Raw genomic sequence first — 15,563 nt, 5'->3', positions numbered from 1 at the left:
GTCAGTGCCCCTCGTGGCTGCTGGGGGAGGGCGGAGTCTTCTCCGGGGCGGCGGGCATGGAGTGGCCGGCGTGCGGATCAGCAACCTCATCACCATGGGCTGCGTGCGGGTCAGCGGCGTCCTCACCGTGCCCGGCGTGCGGATCCTCAGTGGTGCCCGAGGGGGTCCCGTGTCCTGTGTGACCTTCAAGTCCTTGGAGCGCCGACTGCAGGTTGCTTTCGGCGTCGATCAGGAAGTTGGCGGAGACCACGACCTGTTCGCCTTCGGCGATCCCGTCGAGCACTTCGATGCGATCGCCGCCACGGCGACCCAGGGTGACGTCGCGCGGTGCGAACCGGCCGGGGCCGGTCTCGACCAGCACCACCTGGCGCGTGCCGCTGTCGAGCACGGCCGAGCGCGGAACGGTCAGGACCGGTCCGGACCCCGGCTCCTCGAGCAGCACCGTTCCGTAGAGCCCTGGACGCAGATCGCCGGCCGGGTTGGGCAGCGCGATGCGCACGTCCACCGTGCGGGTCATGGCATCGATGATGGGCTGCACGAAGGCGACTTCGCCCTCGGCCACCTGGCCAGGCAGGGCCACGGTTTCAAAGCGTGCGGGCTGGCCGGGCTGGATGCCCGCGGCCTGCGCCGCGGGCACCTTGGCGATCACCCACACCGTCGACAGGTCCGCCAGGCGCAGGATGGTTTCGCCGGGCTCGAAGCGTGCGCCCTGGACCACCGGCTTCTCGATCACGACCCCGTCCGCGGGCGCGGTGAGCACCAGCCCCGTCTTGCCGAGTTGCGCGTCGCTGATTTCCCAGTTGCGCAGGCGGGTGCGGGCGGCATCGCGCAGCCGGATCATTGACGCCGCGCTCGCGGGGTCGGACGCCGCCAGCCTGCGGGCGGTCTCGTCGGCCAGCCGGTATTCCTGCTGCGCCGCGGCCAGCTGCGGGCTGTAGACGGACAGCAGCGGTTGCCCCGCGCGGACCCGCATTCCGGTCTGGTTCGCGTACAGCCGCTCCACCCAGCCTTCGAAGCGCGGCGCGATCGCGTACTGCCGGGTCTCGTCGACTTCGACCGTGCCGCTGGTGCGCACGATGGCGGACAGGGCGCCGCGCTTGACCGCTTCGGTGCGCACGCCCAGCGCCTGCACCTTGTCGGGTGGCATCACCACCGTTCCCGGCGCCGCGGCAGGCGCGTCGCCGGCGTAGACCGGAATGTAGTCCATGCCCATCGGGTCCTTCTTCGGCACCGGCGAGGTGTCCGGAAGGCCCATGGGATTGCGGTAATAGAGCACCTTGCGTTCCGCGGCCGGCGCTTCGGCGGACGTGGCTGCGCTCGGAGCATCGTTCGTCGCGCGGCCGGCCATCCAGCCGACGGCGAGGGCGGCGAGTGCGACGCCGATGGCGAGCGACAGGGTCTGGACACGGGTCATCGGATCTCTCCTTCGACGGCGCGCACGGCGGCGGCGCCCAACAGTTCGTCACGCAGTGCATCGAGCCGTGCGAGGTCGGCGCCCTGCCATTCATTGAGTGCTTCCAGCAGCGTCCCGAAGTCGACTTCGCCGACCTGGTAGCTGGCCAGCGCGGACTGCCAGGTGGCGTCGGCCTGCGGCAGCAGCGTGTTCTCGATCAGCTCGCGGCGCTCGCGTGCGCTGGTCCACTGCGCCCAGGCAGAGGCGCCGCGTTCCTCGACGGCCCGCAGCGTGGCGTCCATCCGCGCCAGCGCCGCTTCTTCGAGCAGGCGCGATTCGCGCTCGCGTTCGCGGCGTGCACGCTGCTGGAACGGGATCTCGACCTCGAGCATCAGCTCGGTGCTTTCGAGGCCGTTGCCGAGCTGCATCGCACCCACGCCCAGGGTGATGTCCGGAAAGCGGTTGCGACGCTGCAGCACCACGTTCGTGCGCGCCGCCTCGGCGCGGGCCTGCTGCGAGCGCACCGCGGGATGCGCATCGGCGTCATCCAGTGCCTCGGCAAGCGAGGCGCTGTGGACGGCGAGGCGCGGCGCCTCGCCGGGAGTCGCCAGCGGTGCATCGGACCGGCGCCCCAGCACCGCGTTCAAGGTGGCGGCCGCCTCCTGCTTGGTCGCGAGGCGTTCGATCCGCTCGCGCTGTAGGCTGGTCTGCTCGACCTGGGCGCGGATGGCATCCTGCTGCGCCGCGCGACCCAGGGCGTAGCGCACGCCGGCTATTTCCTCGACCTGGCGGAGCAGGGCGATGCGGCGGTCGAGCACGGCCACGGCCTGATCGGCATGCCAGTAGCGCACGTACGCCGCTTCAGCCTCTGCCAGCAGGTCGCGCGCCGCGGTGATGCGGTCAAGCCCGACCGCGACCGCGTCCTGGCTGGCCGCGGTCCGCGCCAGACCACGCTTGCCCCAGAGCGGGAAGCGCTGGCGCAGCGCGTAGTTCACCTCGCGCTCGGCACCGGCGGTGCGCCAGGGCTTGTCCGGATCGAGGCCGCGGAATCCAACCGAGGCCATCGGATCGGGCAGGGCACCTGCGGGAAGGATCCTCGCTTCGGCGGCCTGGGTTTCGAAGTCCATGGCCCGCAGCTCGGGGTTGTGTTCCAGAACCCAGGTGCGGATCGACTCGAGGCTGTGCCCCGGGATGGGTTCGGTGGCGGTCGCGGGCAGCGCCAGCGTCCACAAGCCGCCGGCGAACACGCAGGCAAGCAGGTGCCGGAGCAGTGGCCGACGGCGGAACAGCGGGTAAGGGTGCAGGCGCCTGGCCTGCATCGGGTCGAACAGGGATGCCATATCAGTGTCCTTGGGCCGACGCGACGCAGGTCGCTCGGACGAGGGCAGGAACACATGCCGTGACGCAGCCACGGCGCGAACGCACAGGACCGCGCCGCACAGTTGTGCGGGCGGGTCAGCGTTCGGGCATCAGATCAGCAGGAGAGCCGCGGGATGGGCGGTGGGCCGGTGCCAGGCGGTCCTGGGGGGCGATTCCACCCAGCTGGGCGTGACCCCTGGGCCGGCATCGGCGACCTCGGCCACGACGAACCAGGAGACCCACGCTCCGACAAACAGCGGCGGGACCGGTGGGATGCGCCCACTGTCGGCCGAAATACCCCCCTCGCTGCAGTGCGCGGCACACACCGCCCTGTCCGCCGAGGGAAGCTCCGCGTCGCAGCCGTGGACGTGGTCGTGGGGGGTATCCGCGCCGGCCGCGACTGCGGCGGCGGGTGTGCCCGGAAGATCCAGGCAGCCGCCATGGCTGGCCAGCGCGAGCTGAGACCAGAGCAATGCCGCCATCGCGAGGAGGGCGGTGCGCTGGAACCAGCTACGGTGACGACGGCGGATCATGGCTTGAGGTTACCTTTTGCTCGGTCAGATGCAACTGATCCAGATCAATCCCCCGGGCAGATCGGGTGACTGGACCGGCATGGCCGCTTTCGGTGTCGCCGAAACCGGAGCCGACCCGGCCAGGCGAAGCGCGCGGGCCACAACCGACACCTAGCTCAGTCTCATGGCGAGCGCCGCAACCATCGGGCTCAGCGGGATCCCCGAGCGCGAGTAGAGCGCGCCGGCGGCGCCCGGAACCAGCTTCAGGCTGATCGCTCGTCCGGGTACCCAGCCTCACTGAGCGCTGAGAGGAACGCGCCCCCGTCCATGTCGCTATCGACCCTCACCTGACGCGTCGGTGGGTCGGTTTCGATGCGGGCTTGGGGGTCCACACTGAGCAGTGCCTTCTTGACGGACTTGGCGCAGCCGCCGCATGTCATGTTTGGAATGTGGAAACGAAGCATCTTGATCTCCTGATCGACTGTGGTGTCGGATCAATATGGGGTTTGACAGCGTGGCAAGGTCAATCGGCTATCAGCAGAATGTTTGCAAGCTGCTCACGGCTGGCCGACAACGGCGCCGAGAACTCTTGCGAATGCACGTCCGACCACGAATGAGTCATCTGACGCCGCGGTTACGCGAGGAGGCGGGCGTGTCGGCCCCAAACCGAGGCGTCCTATGTGGACCCTGCGAACGCGACTCCGCCGCTGTTGGCTCGGCCAGATCCGCAAGGATCGGGCATTCCGGTCGGTCATCCCCGTGGCAGTGGTCGGCCAGATGCTCGAGCGTTTGCACCATCGCCTGCAGCTCGGCGATTCTCGTCTTCAGTCCGGCGGCATGGGAAAGCGCCATCGCCTTGACGTCGGCGCTTGCGCGGTCACGGTCGCGCCACAAGACCAGCAGTTCTGCGATCTGTTCGACAGAGAAGCCAAGGTCTCGTGCGCGACGGATAAAGCGAAGGCTATAAGCGTCAGGCGTGCTGTAGTGTCGGTAGCCGGCCTCAGAGCGCGCAGCTTTGGGGATCAAGCCGATCTGTTCGTAGTAGCGGATCATCTTCGCCGACACGCCTGAAAACTTGGCTGCTTCACCGATATTCATCATTCTCTTTTCCTGGTCACCCAAGGATGCTTGGTTCGACACGCTAGGCCGGCGTCCGCCACATCGATCCTGTCTTGGTGTTCAGTCAGGCGGCACCGTGTCTTGGGATCAATGTTCGATTGCCTGGCGCGGATTGGGCAATGCCGCCCCGCTCTGGGGCATCCCCGTACGGGTTTCGATCGTTATGGGAGCCTGGAAGCGCTTGAGCCGGAGCGCGTTGCCGAGCACGAAGACACTGGAGAGGGCCATCGCGGCCGCAGCGAAGATCGGCGAAAGCAACATGCCGTTCACCGGGTAAAGCGCACCCGCCGCGACCGGGATCAGCAGGGCGTTATAGGCAAAAGCCCAGAACAGGTTCTGCTTGATGTTGCGGATCGTCGCTCGGCTGAGCGCGATGGCATTCGTCACGCCGCGCAGGTCGCCCGACATCAGCACCACGTCGGCGGCCTCGATCGCCACATCGGTTCCCGTGCCGATGGCGAGCCCGACGTCCGCTTCGGCCAGCGCCGGCGCGTCGTTGATGCCGTCGCCCACGAAGGCGACCCGCGCGCCATTGGTCCGGAACTTCTTCAGCGCCGCGACCTTGCCGTCGGGCAAGACCTCGGCCGCGACTTCATCGATGCCGAGCTGCCTGGCGATCGCCGCGGCCGTCGCGGCATTGTCGCCGGTGATCATCGCGACCTTGAGTCCCAGCGCATGCAACGCCTTGATCGCCTCGGGCGTGGTCTCCCTGATCGGGTCGGCCACCGCGATCACCGCCGCCAGCCGGCCGTCGATCGCGGCATAGAGCGGACTCTTGCCTTGGTCGCCGAGACGCTGGGCGACAGGCAGGAAGTCCGACACATCGATACCGATCTGCGTCATGAATCGGTCCGCGCCGACGGCGACGGTGCGACCGGCGACCTTGGCCGACACGCCGAAACCCGGCGTGGCCTCGAAGCCCCCGACGGGTGCGAGCGTGATGTCCCGCTGCTTGGAGGCGTCGACGATCGCTTCTGCGATCGGGTGCTCGGAGCGGGTCTCGACCGCGGCGACAAACGCCAGGACTTCGTTGTATTCGAAGCCTTCGGCAGGCACCAGGTCGGTCAGCTCCGGGCGCCCCTTGGTCAGCGTGCCGGTCTTGTCGAGCGCGATGACACTCACATCGCGCAGCGCCTGCAAGGCCTCGCCCTTGCGGAAGAGAACGCCGAGCTCGGCCGCGCGGCCCGTCCCGACCATGATCGAGGTCGGCGTGGCCAGCCCCATGGCACAGGGACAGGCGATGATGAGCACCGCGACCGCATTGACGAGCGCGAAGGACAGCGCGGGCTCCGGTCCGAAGGCCAGCCAAACAAGGAAGGTCAGCGCGGCCCCGGCCATCACTGCCGGGACGAACCACATGGTGACCTTGTCGACCAGCGCCTGGATCGGCAGCTTGGAACCCTGCGCTTCCTCGACCAGGCGGATGATCTGCGCGAGCACCGTGTTCGCGCCGATCCTCGTCACGCGGAAACTGAAAGCGCCGGTCTTGTTGATCGTGCCTCCGACGACATCGGCGCCCACCCCCTTCGATACGGGGACCGGCTCGCCGGTGATCATGCTCTCGTCGATATAGGAGGCGCCCTCGACGACCTCGCCGTCCACCGGAATCTTCTCGCCCGGACGAACCAGCACGACGTCACCGGTCGCCACCTGATCGAGCGGAATTTCGACCGTATTGCCGTTGCGCTCGACGCGCGCGGTCTTGGCCTGGAGTCCGACCAAGCGCTTGATCGCCTGTGAGGTTCGCCCCTTGGCGCGCGCCTCCAGCGAGCGCCCGAGCAGGATCAGGGTCACGATGACCACGGCGGCCTCGAAATAGACGTTGGCGGTGCCCGGGGGCAGCACGTCGGGGACGAAGGTCGCGACGACTGAATAGCCGTACGCGGCCGCCGTGCCAACCGCGACCAGTGAATTCATGTCGGGGGCAGCGCGCAGCAACGCTGGTACGCCCTTGCGGAAGAAGCGTAGCCCCGGACCAAACAGCACGAGGGTGGCGAGCGCGAACTGGATATACCAGTTCGTCTGCTGACCCAGGACCCCCATCACCCAATGATGCATGGCGGGAATCAGGTGGGACCCCATCTCGAGGATGAAGACTGGCAAGGTGAGGACGGCGGCAATGGTCAAAGCCCGCCGCAGCCCCCGTGCCTCGCTCTCACGACGCTCGGCGTCATGATCGCCTGCACTTGCCGTATCGACGGACAAGCGGCGGGACTTGTAACCCGCCTGTTCGACCGCCGCTTCAAGGTCCGCCGTGGAAACGACCCCGGCAAGGTGGCGCACCCGCGCGCGCTCGGTCGCCAGGTTGACGTTGGCTTCGAGCACGCCCGGGATCTGTGCGAGCGCCTTTTCGACCCGGCCCACGCACGACGCGCAGGTCATGTCCTCGATCGCGAGCTCGGTGGTCTCTTCGCGCACCGTGTAGCCGGCACTCTCGATGGCGCGAACCGCAGCCCGCGGATCGGCCAGGCCAAAGAAGGTGAGGTCGGCACGTTCGGTGGCGAGATTGACCGCGGCCGCCTGCACTCCGGGGACCGCGTTCAGCGCCCGCTCGACGCGGCCAACGCAGGAGGCACAGGTCATGCCCTCGACTGGCAGGCTCAGGCGGGAGACGGCGGAGCTGGGTGGATTGGCGACCGGTCGGGTGGCGACGAAAGTCATGGAACTATCCCTGGAATATGCGCGGGAAGCCCAGCTTAAAGATTCCCACGATAGCAAGGTCAAGGCCCGGCAGCTCGGCAGGTCGCTACCGCGCAGCCAGCTCATGCACTGCCATCGTGCGGATGGCGATTGCGGCTGTTGAATCAGCTCGCTGGCCTCTGGACCGCTGTCTGTAAGACGATCGGTCGACCGAAACCGGCTCCGGTGATCAACGTCATGGACCGCGCGTTTCGAAGTTGGACAGCGCCGGCGGCACATTGTCGAGTGCCATCATGCGGCTGCCGGTCTCGGCGCCGGAGTTTGGCGAGTTCTGGAGCGAGGCCGGGCGGCATTTTTCTCGGACACCGGGCAGCAGATGGAGGCAGATCCTCGGCCTAGTCGAGACGGGATCTGATGCTCTCCATCTGGTCGATCTCGGAGCGCTGCGCTTTGGTGATGTCGTCACACAGCGCGAGCAGTTCGGCGTCACGCAGTCTGGCTTCCCGGCACATGAGGATCGCACCTGAGTGATGGGGGATCATCGAGTCGATGAACTGACGGTCATCTACAAGCACCTGCGCGCGCGTGGCGCCGAACGAGCCGAGCGTCACTGCGGCGAAGATTGCGTAAAGCGCCATGTTCAGGCCCTTCTTGGGGAACATGCCAGGCATTGTGGCGAGCATGAAGATCCCCATCGGAGCCCACATGGTCAGTGCCATGTAGAACATGTTCAGGTTGTTCCGGAAGTCGCGGACACCATCGATCATCGAAAACATGACGATGTACATCACCGCGAGACCGAGCACCATGTTGATCCAGAACAGCAGATAGGGACGCCCGCTGCCCTCGGCGTGCTTGTGATCTGTCCCTTGAACAGCGTGTGCCATGTTGCTTCTCCTAGTGTTTCCGGAACAGTGTCCCACCCGACGTCAACCATCCTGGAAAGCGTTGCACCGCGACAGTTACGGCAACGTGTGCGGTCGCACCTGGTTCTCGGGTGCGTCGGAGACGTACAGGCGGCACCAGTTAGGCCTGCCAGCGTGTGTGTCGTTGAAAGGTATGGTCAAGCGGGGCTGAGCGTCCCGAGCACTGAAACGACAATGAGGATCAGGATCGCCAGCGCAGCCTCGGCCGCAACGCTCTGCCGCAAGGCTCGCACCTCCTGCGAGGGATCTCCGCCGGCCAGCGCCCGTTCAAGGCGCGGCACCAGCGTCCATCGGTGCATTGCTCCCAGGCCCAGCATTCCGCCGAACAGGGCAAGTTTGAACAGCAACAGGTTTCCGTAGGTGCTCTGGACCAGCGTCGACAATGACCACGCGGTGAGATCACCGTAATGCGCGATGCCGGACACAATGAGCGCAGCAACGAAAATCGTTCCAAGCGTCGAGAATCCACGCAGGAAGTCATGCGTTGATCGCAGACGCCCGTTGCCCGCAGCGCCCTTGCCGCGCAGGAGCATCCCCAGGAACATCAGGACCGCTGCGATCCAGCCGCCTGCCGCAAGAAGATGGACAAGGCCCGCAGCAAGCCGGACCGCGCCTGCCACGCCCTCACCAGCGGCCGCGTGGCCGTTCCATGCCAGAGAAGCGAGTGCGCCGCCCGCCAGCGCCACCGCCAGCGGGAAGGCGGGCTCCACCTTCCCGCGGCGACGATGCCATCCAAGCACAAACATCAGGGCGAGCAGCAGCGCGCCTCTCGCCATCGCTGCCCGGCCCGCGGACGTCTCGAGCAGATACCAGCCAAGCGATCCGCGATCAACGTCGGCGACCGGCATTCCCATGATGCCCGCGGTCTTGAAGACGACTTCGGCCCCGGTGAGCACGAGACCGACGGTGGCACTCACCAACAGAACGCCCATAAGTGGCCATCCGGCCAGGGCATCGGTGAGTGCCGCTCGACGCGAACCGTACCACCCGAGCAATGGGACCCCGAAAAGAACCATGAGGACTAGGTATTCCAGGAACCTCACTGCATAAGCCGACAGGTCGAGCATTTGTGGCTCCTCAGCGCACCGTGAAGCTGAAACTGCCCGTCATGGGGTGGTTGTCGCCTCCCACGGCGCGGTATTCCACGGTATAGACGCCCGGAGCCAGCGGCTGGGGCAACTTGGCACGCAGGGTCTTGCCGTTGTTGACGATCTCGGTCGTGAAATTCTCGATCGGCATGGTGGAACTGCCGTGCTTCATGAGCAACTTGAGACGCGACGCCCGCGGAATCAATGTTTCGTTGAATACGAGATCGATCTGGTCTGGCGAGGCCACCACCGCATTTGCCGCCGGTGTGGACTGCTGCAGCGCGGCGTGGGCGTGCGCGATCTGCAGGGAGAACTGCCCAGCCGCAATCGCGAGGACGAGCGCGAAGGACCGAAGGACGTTTGATGATTTCATAGGGATAAATCCTCATTGCGAATGTGATGCTAAGCCCCGTTGGGGGCCGTGCTGTGTTGGACCCGACATGCGTTGGATGTCGGGCTGTCACCGAAAACACGGTTGGTCAGCTTTGATATTGCAGATGAGGATCCCGCCTGCTCAGGCGGGATCCTCGACGCGTCAAGCCGCCATGGCGCTGCAGCTTTCCGCGCAACGGCGACAAACTTCGGCGCAGCGCGCCATCTCCGGGTCGTTCATGGCGTCGCATGCATCGGCGCACTGGCGGCAGACCTCCGCGCAGGCACCGCAAACCACGTCGTGAACGCTGGCACCGCGCAGCATCGCGTCGGCACTGGTTGCGCAGATATCGGCACACGTCGCAAGGAGTGCGATGTGCTCCGGGGCCGCGTGGGCACCTCCTTTGGTCAGGCAATAGTTGATGGTCTCCAGGCAGATCTCATGACACTGCGTGCAGTTGTCGATGCGCTCGTTCATGGCCTGGGACCGGTGTGCCGCGGAATGGTGGGTCATGTGGTTCTCCTTCTTCCTCGCGGACGAGAATCGGCGCGCCCGCAACACCGCCCCCTGTTCCTGCACCGGATCAGTGCTGTGCGAACGGTTCAGTGGTTCCGTCGTGACGGACCAGCTCGACCGTGTACGGCTGTTGTCGCCCGGCAGGGACCTCCATGCCCGGCGAGCCGAGCGGCATTCCCGGCAGGACCAGGCCGCGTGCGTCCGGCTTTTCTTCGAGGAGGCGCTTGATGTCCTCGGCCGGGACATGGCCCTCGATGAGGTATCCGCCGACCTCGGCCGTGTGGCAGGAGCCCTTTGCATAGGGGACACCCAGGCGCTCCTTGACCGGACCCAGGTCATCCATGTCGTGCACATCCACGGTGAAGCCCGCCTTCTGCACGTGGTCGACCCAGCTACCGCAACACCCGCAGGTCGGAGTCTTGTGGACGGTCATGCGTGGCAGGGCAGCGGGAGTGGTGTCGGCTGTTTCAGAGACGACCTGTGCAGCGGGTGCGATGGTGGATTGCGCGGGTGTATCCGCCTGGGTGCAGGCACCCAGGCCGGCGACCGCAAAAGCCGCCCACGCCAGTCGATTCAATCTGCAGGCTTTCATTTCCGGTTCTCCGCTCAGCGCCTGGTCCGCGAGGACCAGTGGATGTGGACGATCCGCCAGCCGTCGGCGGTCTGCTTCAGCACCATCGTCTCGGTGCTCTGGACGGTCAGTGGCTGGCCGTCCTTCTGGGCGTGCAGCTCGCTTTCGGTTCCGACCCACGCGAACTCGCCAGCGGTTCGTGCACGCTGACGGAGCAGCTGGCGATGGGCGCCCTTGAGGAACGCCGCATCGCTGACTGCGTGATGGCCCATGTATTCCTCGCGGCTGCGTTCTGCACCTCCGGACTCGAGGATGAGAACGTCGGCAGCGAGCAGGGCTTCGACCGTGGCCAGGTCGCCGCTGGAGAGGGCGGCGTTGAAGCGCTCCGCCACGTCGACGGCGGCCTTCGCGGCGGCCGGCACGTCGACGTCCGCCGCTGCCGCAGCGGCGGGGTGATGTGCATGCGACTGTGCCGTCTGCGCCATTGCGGGCGACACCATTGCCAGCATCAGCGCGAGGCCAGACGAAATTGCTGTTGCATTCATTGTTCAACTCCAGGTTTTCAGTGAGTGTGCGCAGGGCCGTCTTCGGCCTCGGTCATATGGGGTGAAGGTGGAGACTGCACTTTGCCATCGGCATGGCGATGCTCTACCGCGCGGACTTCTGTGTCGGTAACACGCTTTCCGTGGTCATCGTCCATACCCGGCGACTGCGCGTGCGGCATCGCGTCGCTCCCGGCTGTGGGCTGGGCAGGGTGATCCTCCGTCGCCGCCTCGTCATGGTCGTCGTCGTGTGTCTCGCCGCCGCCATGCGCGTGGCCTTCGCTGCTGTCGACCAGTTCCGTGTATGCAGCCGCGTCGAGCGTGGGCAGCACCTGCAGGAACGCGGCCATGTTCCATATGTACTCGTCCTCCATGTTCTTGCCCCAGGCGGGCATGCCGCTGGCCTTGATCCCGTGCTTGATCACCCAGAACGCTTTGGCCACGTCGACCTTGTGTTTACTGAGGTCCGGCGGGGCCGGATACAGGCCCTGGCTCAACTCGGTTTCGGCCATCGACGGGGCCAGGTGGCACCCGGCGCACATCGCTGCGTAGTTGCCCGCGCCCTGCACGATTCTCGCTGGATCGTCCAGGCCCGGCGGGACGTCCAACCTTCCCGCACGCGCCAGGATGGAGCGCTCGCGTGCGGTTTCGAGCAGGAAATACACGGGCTTCGTGTGCATGTCATCGGCGGCGACGTTGTACACGCCGCCCCAGATGAAGCCCGCCGTACCCGCCACGAGAACCAGCGGAACCCCGATCAACCAAACACGCTTGCGTGTCTTTGGTTGCATGTGTGTTCTCCCATCAGAACCAGATTCGGACGCCGGCCACGACCCGGGTGTCGTCGACGTCCCCGGACCGTGCGCGACGCTGGTCCGCCGTTCCGCCGTAGGCACGCTCCCAGACGACGCCGACATAGGGAGCGAACTGCCGATGGAACTCGTAGCGCAGGCGGAAACCGGCTTCGACCTTGCTCAGTCCGCTGCCGATTCCAACCGCCGGATCGTCCTTGCTCCAGGCTTCGCCCTCGATCAGCCACTGGCCGATCAGCCGGTTGGTGAACAGCATTTCGTATTCGGCTTCCGCCCCAAGCCCGACCTGGCCGGACTCGCCCAGGTACGCGGTCGCTTCGACTTCAAACTTGTACGGGGCAAGGCCGATGACGCCGAGCGCGGCATAAGTGCGCGACGGGCCGCCGCCAAAGCCGAAGTCATGTCGGACACCGGCGACTGCATCCCACCATCGGGCGATGGCCCGGCCGTACAGGACTTCCACATCCGCCGACTCGGTGGATCCGCCCGCACGCTCGCCCTCGCTGCGGAGCCAAAGCCGGTTCAAATCTGAGCCGACCCAGGCTTTCGCTTCCCAAGCCATGCCGGTGCCGTCCTCATCCGCGTCCCACGCCTCTAGCCGGTCAAGCGCCCAGTAGGAATTGATCGATTCACCATGCATCAGGTGCTCGTCGAGGTCCGGGAACGCCGCAGCCCGATCTGTCGGCGTGACAACCGGGATTGGCTCGCGCGGCTCGGCCGTCGGCGGCAGGTCCTCGCTGACACCAGGTTGATGGCCCATGGAAGCGTGATCCATGCCCGAGTGATCCATGCCCGAGTGATCCATGCCGGAGTGATCCATGCCGGAGTGATCCATTCCGGAGTGATCCATTCCGGAGTGATCCNCATTCCGGAGTGATCCATTCCGGAGTGATCCATTCCGGAGTGATCCATTCCGGAGTGATCCATCCCGGAGTGATCCATCGTGGAGTGGTCCATCCCGGTGTGTTCGCTGTCGGCAGGATTCGCAGCTCCGTGCCGCATGTTCCCGTGGTTCATCGTCCCGTGATCGTCGGAACTCTTGTCCGGTGAAGTCGGTAGATGGCCGGCGTGCGGATCCGCGGGCCTTGGCGACGATGGTGACGCAGCCGGCTTGGCTGCCGGATGGTGTGCGGCGTGGTCCGTCTCCTGCGCCCACGCCGGGGCGCAACCAGTTGCAAGAACGAGTACGGACGTCAGGCCGATGGCTAGGGAGTGACGATTGGAACGGCTCATGGCGTTCATTCCTCCACCCGCACTTCGCGGAACATGCCGGCTTCCATGTGGTAAAGCAGGTGGCAATGGAACGCCCAGCGACCCAGCGCGTCGGCGCGCACGCGAAAGGCCCGCTTCGTACCAGGCGGCATGTCGATGGTGTGCTTGCGCACCATGAAGTTGCCGGACTCGTCCTCGAGGTCGCTCCACATGCCGTGCAGATGGATCGGGTGCGACATCATCGTGTCGTTGACCAAGACGACTCGCATGCGCTCGCCGTACTTCAGACGCAGGGGTTCGGCGTCAGCGAACTTCACTCCATCGAACGACCATGCAAAGCGCTCCATGTGACCGGTCAGGTGCAGCTCGACCGTGCGGCCGGGCGCGCGCCCGTCGGGGTCGGGGAACGTGCTGCGCAGATCGCCGTAGGTCAGTACGCGTCGGCCGTTGTCGCGCAGGCCGATGCCCGGATCATCGAGTCTCGGCACAGGGGCCATCGTCTGCATGTCGACCAGCGGGTTGCCGGTTTCGGTGGCTGGATGCTCCTGCATCCCGCCGGCACCGTGGTCCATCCCGGCCATGCTCCCTCCGGCGGCCGTGCCTGCTGCCATCGACGACATGTCGTGACCGCTGTGGTCCATTCCGGCCATGGCACCGCCGGCCATCGCACCGTGCGACATCGAAGACATGTCGTGACCGCCGCCACCCATCCCGCCGTGGCCCATGTCGTCCATGGTGAGGAGTGGCTTGGGGTCGACGTCCGGCACCGGCGCCCGCAAGCCTTCCCTGACGGCGAGTGTTCCGCTGATGTATCCCGTGCGGCCGCTGTCCTGGGCAAAAATGGTGAACGCATCCTGCCCGGTCGGCTCGACAATGACGTCGAACGTTTCAGCGGTGGCGATGCGGAACTCATCGACCGTGACCGGGCGGACGTACTGTCCATCGGCCGCGACCACCGTCATCTTCAGGCCCGGGATGCGCACATCGAAGTACGTCATTGCCGACCCGTTGATGAAACGGAGGCGGACCTTCTCGCCCGACCGGAACAGCCCGGTCCAGTTGCCGAGCGAGGTCGTGCCGTTCATGAGGAAGGTATAGGTGTTGCCGTTGACGTCCGACAGGTCGGTCGGCGTCATCCGCATCCGGCCCCACATCTTGCGGTCCTCGACCGTAGCGGCCAGGCCGTGCTGCTTCACGTCGTCGAAGAAGTCGCCGACCGTCTGCTTGGAGAAGTTGTCGAAGTCAGACCGCTTCTTGAGCCTGGCGAACAGGCGCTTCGGATCGAGGTCGGTCCAGTCGCTGAGCATGACCACGTAATCGCGGTCATAGGCGAAGGGCTCGGGTTCCAGCGGCTCGATCACCAGTGGCCCGTAGAGACCGGCCTGCTCCTGGAAGCCGGAATGGCTGTGGTACCAGTAGGTGCCGCCCTGCACGACGTTGAACCGGTAGTGATAGGTCTCGCCTCGGTTGATGCCGTTGAAGCTGAGTCCGGGTACGCCGTCCATGTTCGCCGGCAGCAGGATGCCGTGCCAGTGGATCGATGTCTGGTCGCCATGGATCGAGCCGGGGGGCAGGGCATTGCGGACCCGCAGGTTGACGGTGGTGCCTTCCCGCCAGCGCAGCAAGGGTGCGGGAATCGATCCGTTGACTGTGATCGCGGGGCGCGTGGCGCCGGTGAAGTTCATCGGCGTCTCGCCGATGGTCAGGTCGAATTCGGTGCCCGAGAGCACGTTGGGCAGGCCCTCGGCCTTGACGGCCCAGCTGGAACGGGGCCACAGGCCCAAGGTTGCGACGGCCCCGCCAACAGCAAGGCCCTGGACGAAGCGGCGGCGCGACGGGACAGACAGCCCCTCGGCACGGCCGAAAGAATCGGATGACATGGGAACTCCGGGAAAGGTCAAAGGCTCGCGGGACGAGCGTTACCCTGTCAGTGCGGAGCAGCGGACAGGATCCATCAGCGCCTCGGAAGGCGCGCAGGGACACTTAGCCGATCGGAGGTCGGAAGAGATTTCTCAGTGCCGCGGACGCGTGAACCGACAGGAAGGGTTCGGCGGTCTGCCGGTACCGGACGGTGAAGTCGGCGAGTGCCGACCCGGCAAGTGCCGCGGAGCAATGGTGCATGCACGCATCGCAATCGCCTGACTGACAGCAGTCGTCCAACGGCGATACCGCTCCGGCCTCGTCAGTGGCCTGGGGGTGATGGTGTTCATTGGCCCCCGTAGCAGCCGCTGCTCCTCCATGGCAGGCCGCCATGGCCTCGGCTGCTGTCGGTGCCGAGGTGACGTCACCGGCGGAGTCGCGCACGTGCTCCATGTGCATGGACGCGCCAGCGATGCCCGGACCGTTGGCGAGCAAGGCAACGACCAGGAACAACCGCATCAGGAGCGCGCGGAAAGGCATGCGCCTTAGTATACGTGCGGATATAAACTCCGGATGAATACAGCTTAGGCTCAAGCTCCAAGTGCAACGCCCCCATGTACGGGTGTTGCCATGTCCAAGA

General features: G+C 66.1%; 16 protein-coding genes. All 16 read right to left on the bottom strand.

Annotated elements, in window-relative coordinates; genetic code table 11:
* Position 1 precedes the first annotated feature (1 nt).
* Entirely contained in the window at positions 2-1,414 is a 1,413-nt protein-coding gene (locus ACFO3Q_RS15295; protein ID WP_377005577.1) for an efflux RND transporter periplasmic adaptor subunit, read from the bottom strand.
* On the bottom strand, positions 1,411-2,733 hold the full coding sequence (locus ACFO3Q_RS15290) for a TolC family protein (RefSeq protein WP_024889946.1): 1,323 nt from the start codon (positions 2,731-2,733) through the stop codon (positions 1,411-1,413). Before ACFO3Q_RS15290 ends, ACFO3Q_RS15295 begins: the two co-directional genes overlap by 4 nt.
* 129 nt (positions 2,734-2,862) lie before the next feature.
* The gene (locus tag ACFO3Q_RS15285; RefSeq protein ID WP_377005576.1) at positions 2,863-3,285 is read right to left on the bottom strand and encodes a hypothetical protein; all 423 of its coding nucleotides are present in this window, start codon (positions 3,283-3,285) and stop codon (positions 2,863-2,865) included.
* A gap of 242 nt (positions 3,286-3,527) precedes the next feature.
* Positions 3,528-3,728 (bottom strand): heavy-metal-associated domain-containing protein, encoded by a 201-nt coding sequence (locus ACFO3Q_RS15280; RefSeq protein ID WP_100322961.1) that lies wholly within the window; start codon positions 3,726-3,728, stop codon positions 3,528-3,530.
* Between the two features lie 154 nt (positions 3,729-3,882).
* On the bottom strand, positions 3,883-4,362 hold the full coding sequence (gene cueR / locus ACFO3Q_RS15275) for a Cu(I)-responsive transcriptional regulator (protein ID WP_133321319.1): 480 nt from the start codon (positions 4,360-4,362) through the stop codon (positions 3,883-3,885).
* 108 nt (positions 4,363-4,470) lie between these two features.
* Positions 4,471-7,044 carry a heavy metal translocating P-type ATPase gene (locus ACFO3Q_RS15270; protein ID WP_377005575.1) on the bottom strand — a complete coding sequence of 858 codons (2,574 nt, stop codon included), beginning with the start codon at positions 7,042-7,044 and terminating at the stop codon, positions 4,471-4,473.
* Between the two features lie 374 nt (positions 7,045-7,418).
* Positions 7,419-7,910: a DUF305 domain-containing protein gene (locus ACFO3Q_RS15265; protein ID WP_141480889.1), complete on the bottom strand. Its 492-nt coding sequence runs from the start codon at positions 7,908-7,910 to the stop codon at positions 7,419-7,421.
* Between the two features lie 176 nt (positions 7,911-8,086).
* Positions 8,087-9,016, bottom strand: coding sequence for a copper homeostasis membrane protein CopD (gene copD, locus ACFO3Q_RS15260; protein WP_377005572.1), 930 nt, complete (start codon positions 9,014-9,016; stop codon positions 8,087-8,089).
* A gap of 10 nt (positions 9,017-9,026) precedes the next feature.
* Positions 9,027-9,410 (bottom strand): copper homeostasis periplasmic binding protein CopC, encoded by a 384-nt coding sequence (gene copC, locus ACFO3Q_RS15255; RefSeq protein ID WP_024889950.1) that lies wholly within the window; start codon positions 9,408-9,410, stop codon positions 9,027-9,029.
* Positions 9,411-9,572: 162 nt separating this feature from the next.
* A complete protein-coding gene (locus ACFO3Q_RS15250) occupies positions 9,573-9,923 on the bottom strand; it encodes a four-helix bundle copper-binding protein (protein ID WP_377005571.1) in 351 nt (116 codons plus the stop codon).
* 70 nt (positions 9,924-9,993) lie between these two features.
* Positions 9,994-10,518, bottom strand: coding sequence for a DUF411 domain-containing protein (locus ACFO3Q_RS15245; RefSeq protein WP_024889952.1), 525 nt, complete (start codon positions 10,516-10,518; stop codon positions 9,994-9,996).
* A 14-nt stretch (positions 10,519-10,532) separates the two neighbouring features.
* The gene (locus ACFO3Q_RS15240) at positions 10,533-11,042 is read right to left on the bottom strand and encodes a nuclear transport factor 2 family protein (protein WP_024889953.1); all 510 of its coding nucleotides are present in this window, start codon (positions 11,040-11,042) and stop codon (positions 10,533-10,535) included.
* Positions 11,043-11,059: 17 nt separating this feature from the next.
* Complete coding sequence (locus ACFO3Q_RS15235) at positions 11,060-11,830, bottom strand: c-type cytochrome (RefSeq protein ID WP_377005570.1); 771 nt, start codon at positions 11,828-11,830, stop codon at positions 11,060-11,062.
* Between the two features lie 13 nt (positions 11,831-11,843).
* Positions 11,844-12,671 (bottom strand): copper resistance protein B, encoded by an 828-nt coding sequence (locus ACFO3Q_RS15230; RefSeq protein WP_377005569.1) that lies wholly within the window; start codon positions 12,669-12,671, stop codon positions 11,844-11,846.
* Between the two features lie 418 nt (positions 12,672-13,089).
* Positions 13,090-14,943 (bottom strand): copper resistance system multicopper oxidase, encoded by a 1,854-nt coding sequence (locus ACFO3Q_RS15225; protein WP_377005568.1) that lies wholly within the window; start codon positions 14,941-14,943, stop codon positions 13,090-13,092.
* Between the two features lie 103 nt (positions 14,944-15,046).
* The gene (locus tag ACFO3Q_RS15220) at positions 15,047-15,463 is read right to left on the bottom strand and encodes a CopL family metal-binding regulatory protein (protein ID WP_028917112.1); all 417 of its coding nucleotides are present in this window, start codon (positions 15,461-15,463) and stop codon (positions 15,047-15,049) included.
* Between the last annotated feature and the right edge of the window lie 100 nt (positions 15,464-15,563).

Source organism: Coralloluteibacterium thermophilum (assembly GCF_042654365.1).
Lineage (GTDB): Bacteria > Pseudomonadota > Gammaproteobacteria > Xanthomonadales > Xanthomonadaceae > Coralloluteibacterium > Coralloluteibacterium thermophilum.
The sequence above is the reverse complement of the archived record's forward strand: the minus strand, read 5'-3'. Positions and strand labels throughout refer to the sequence as shown.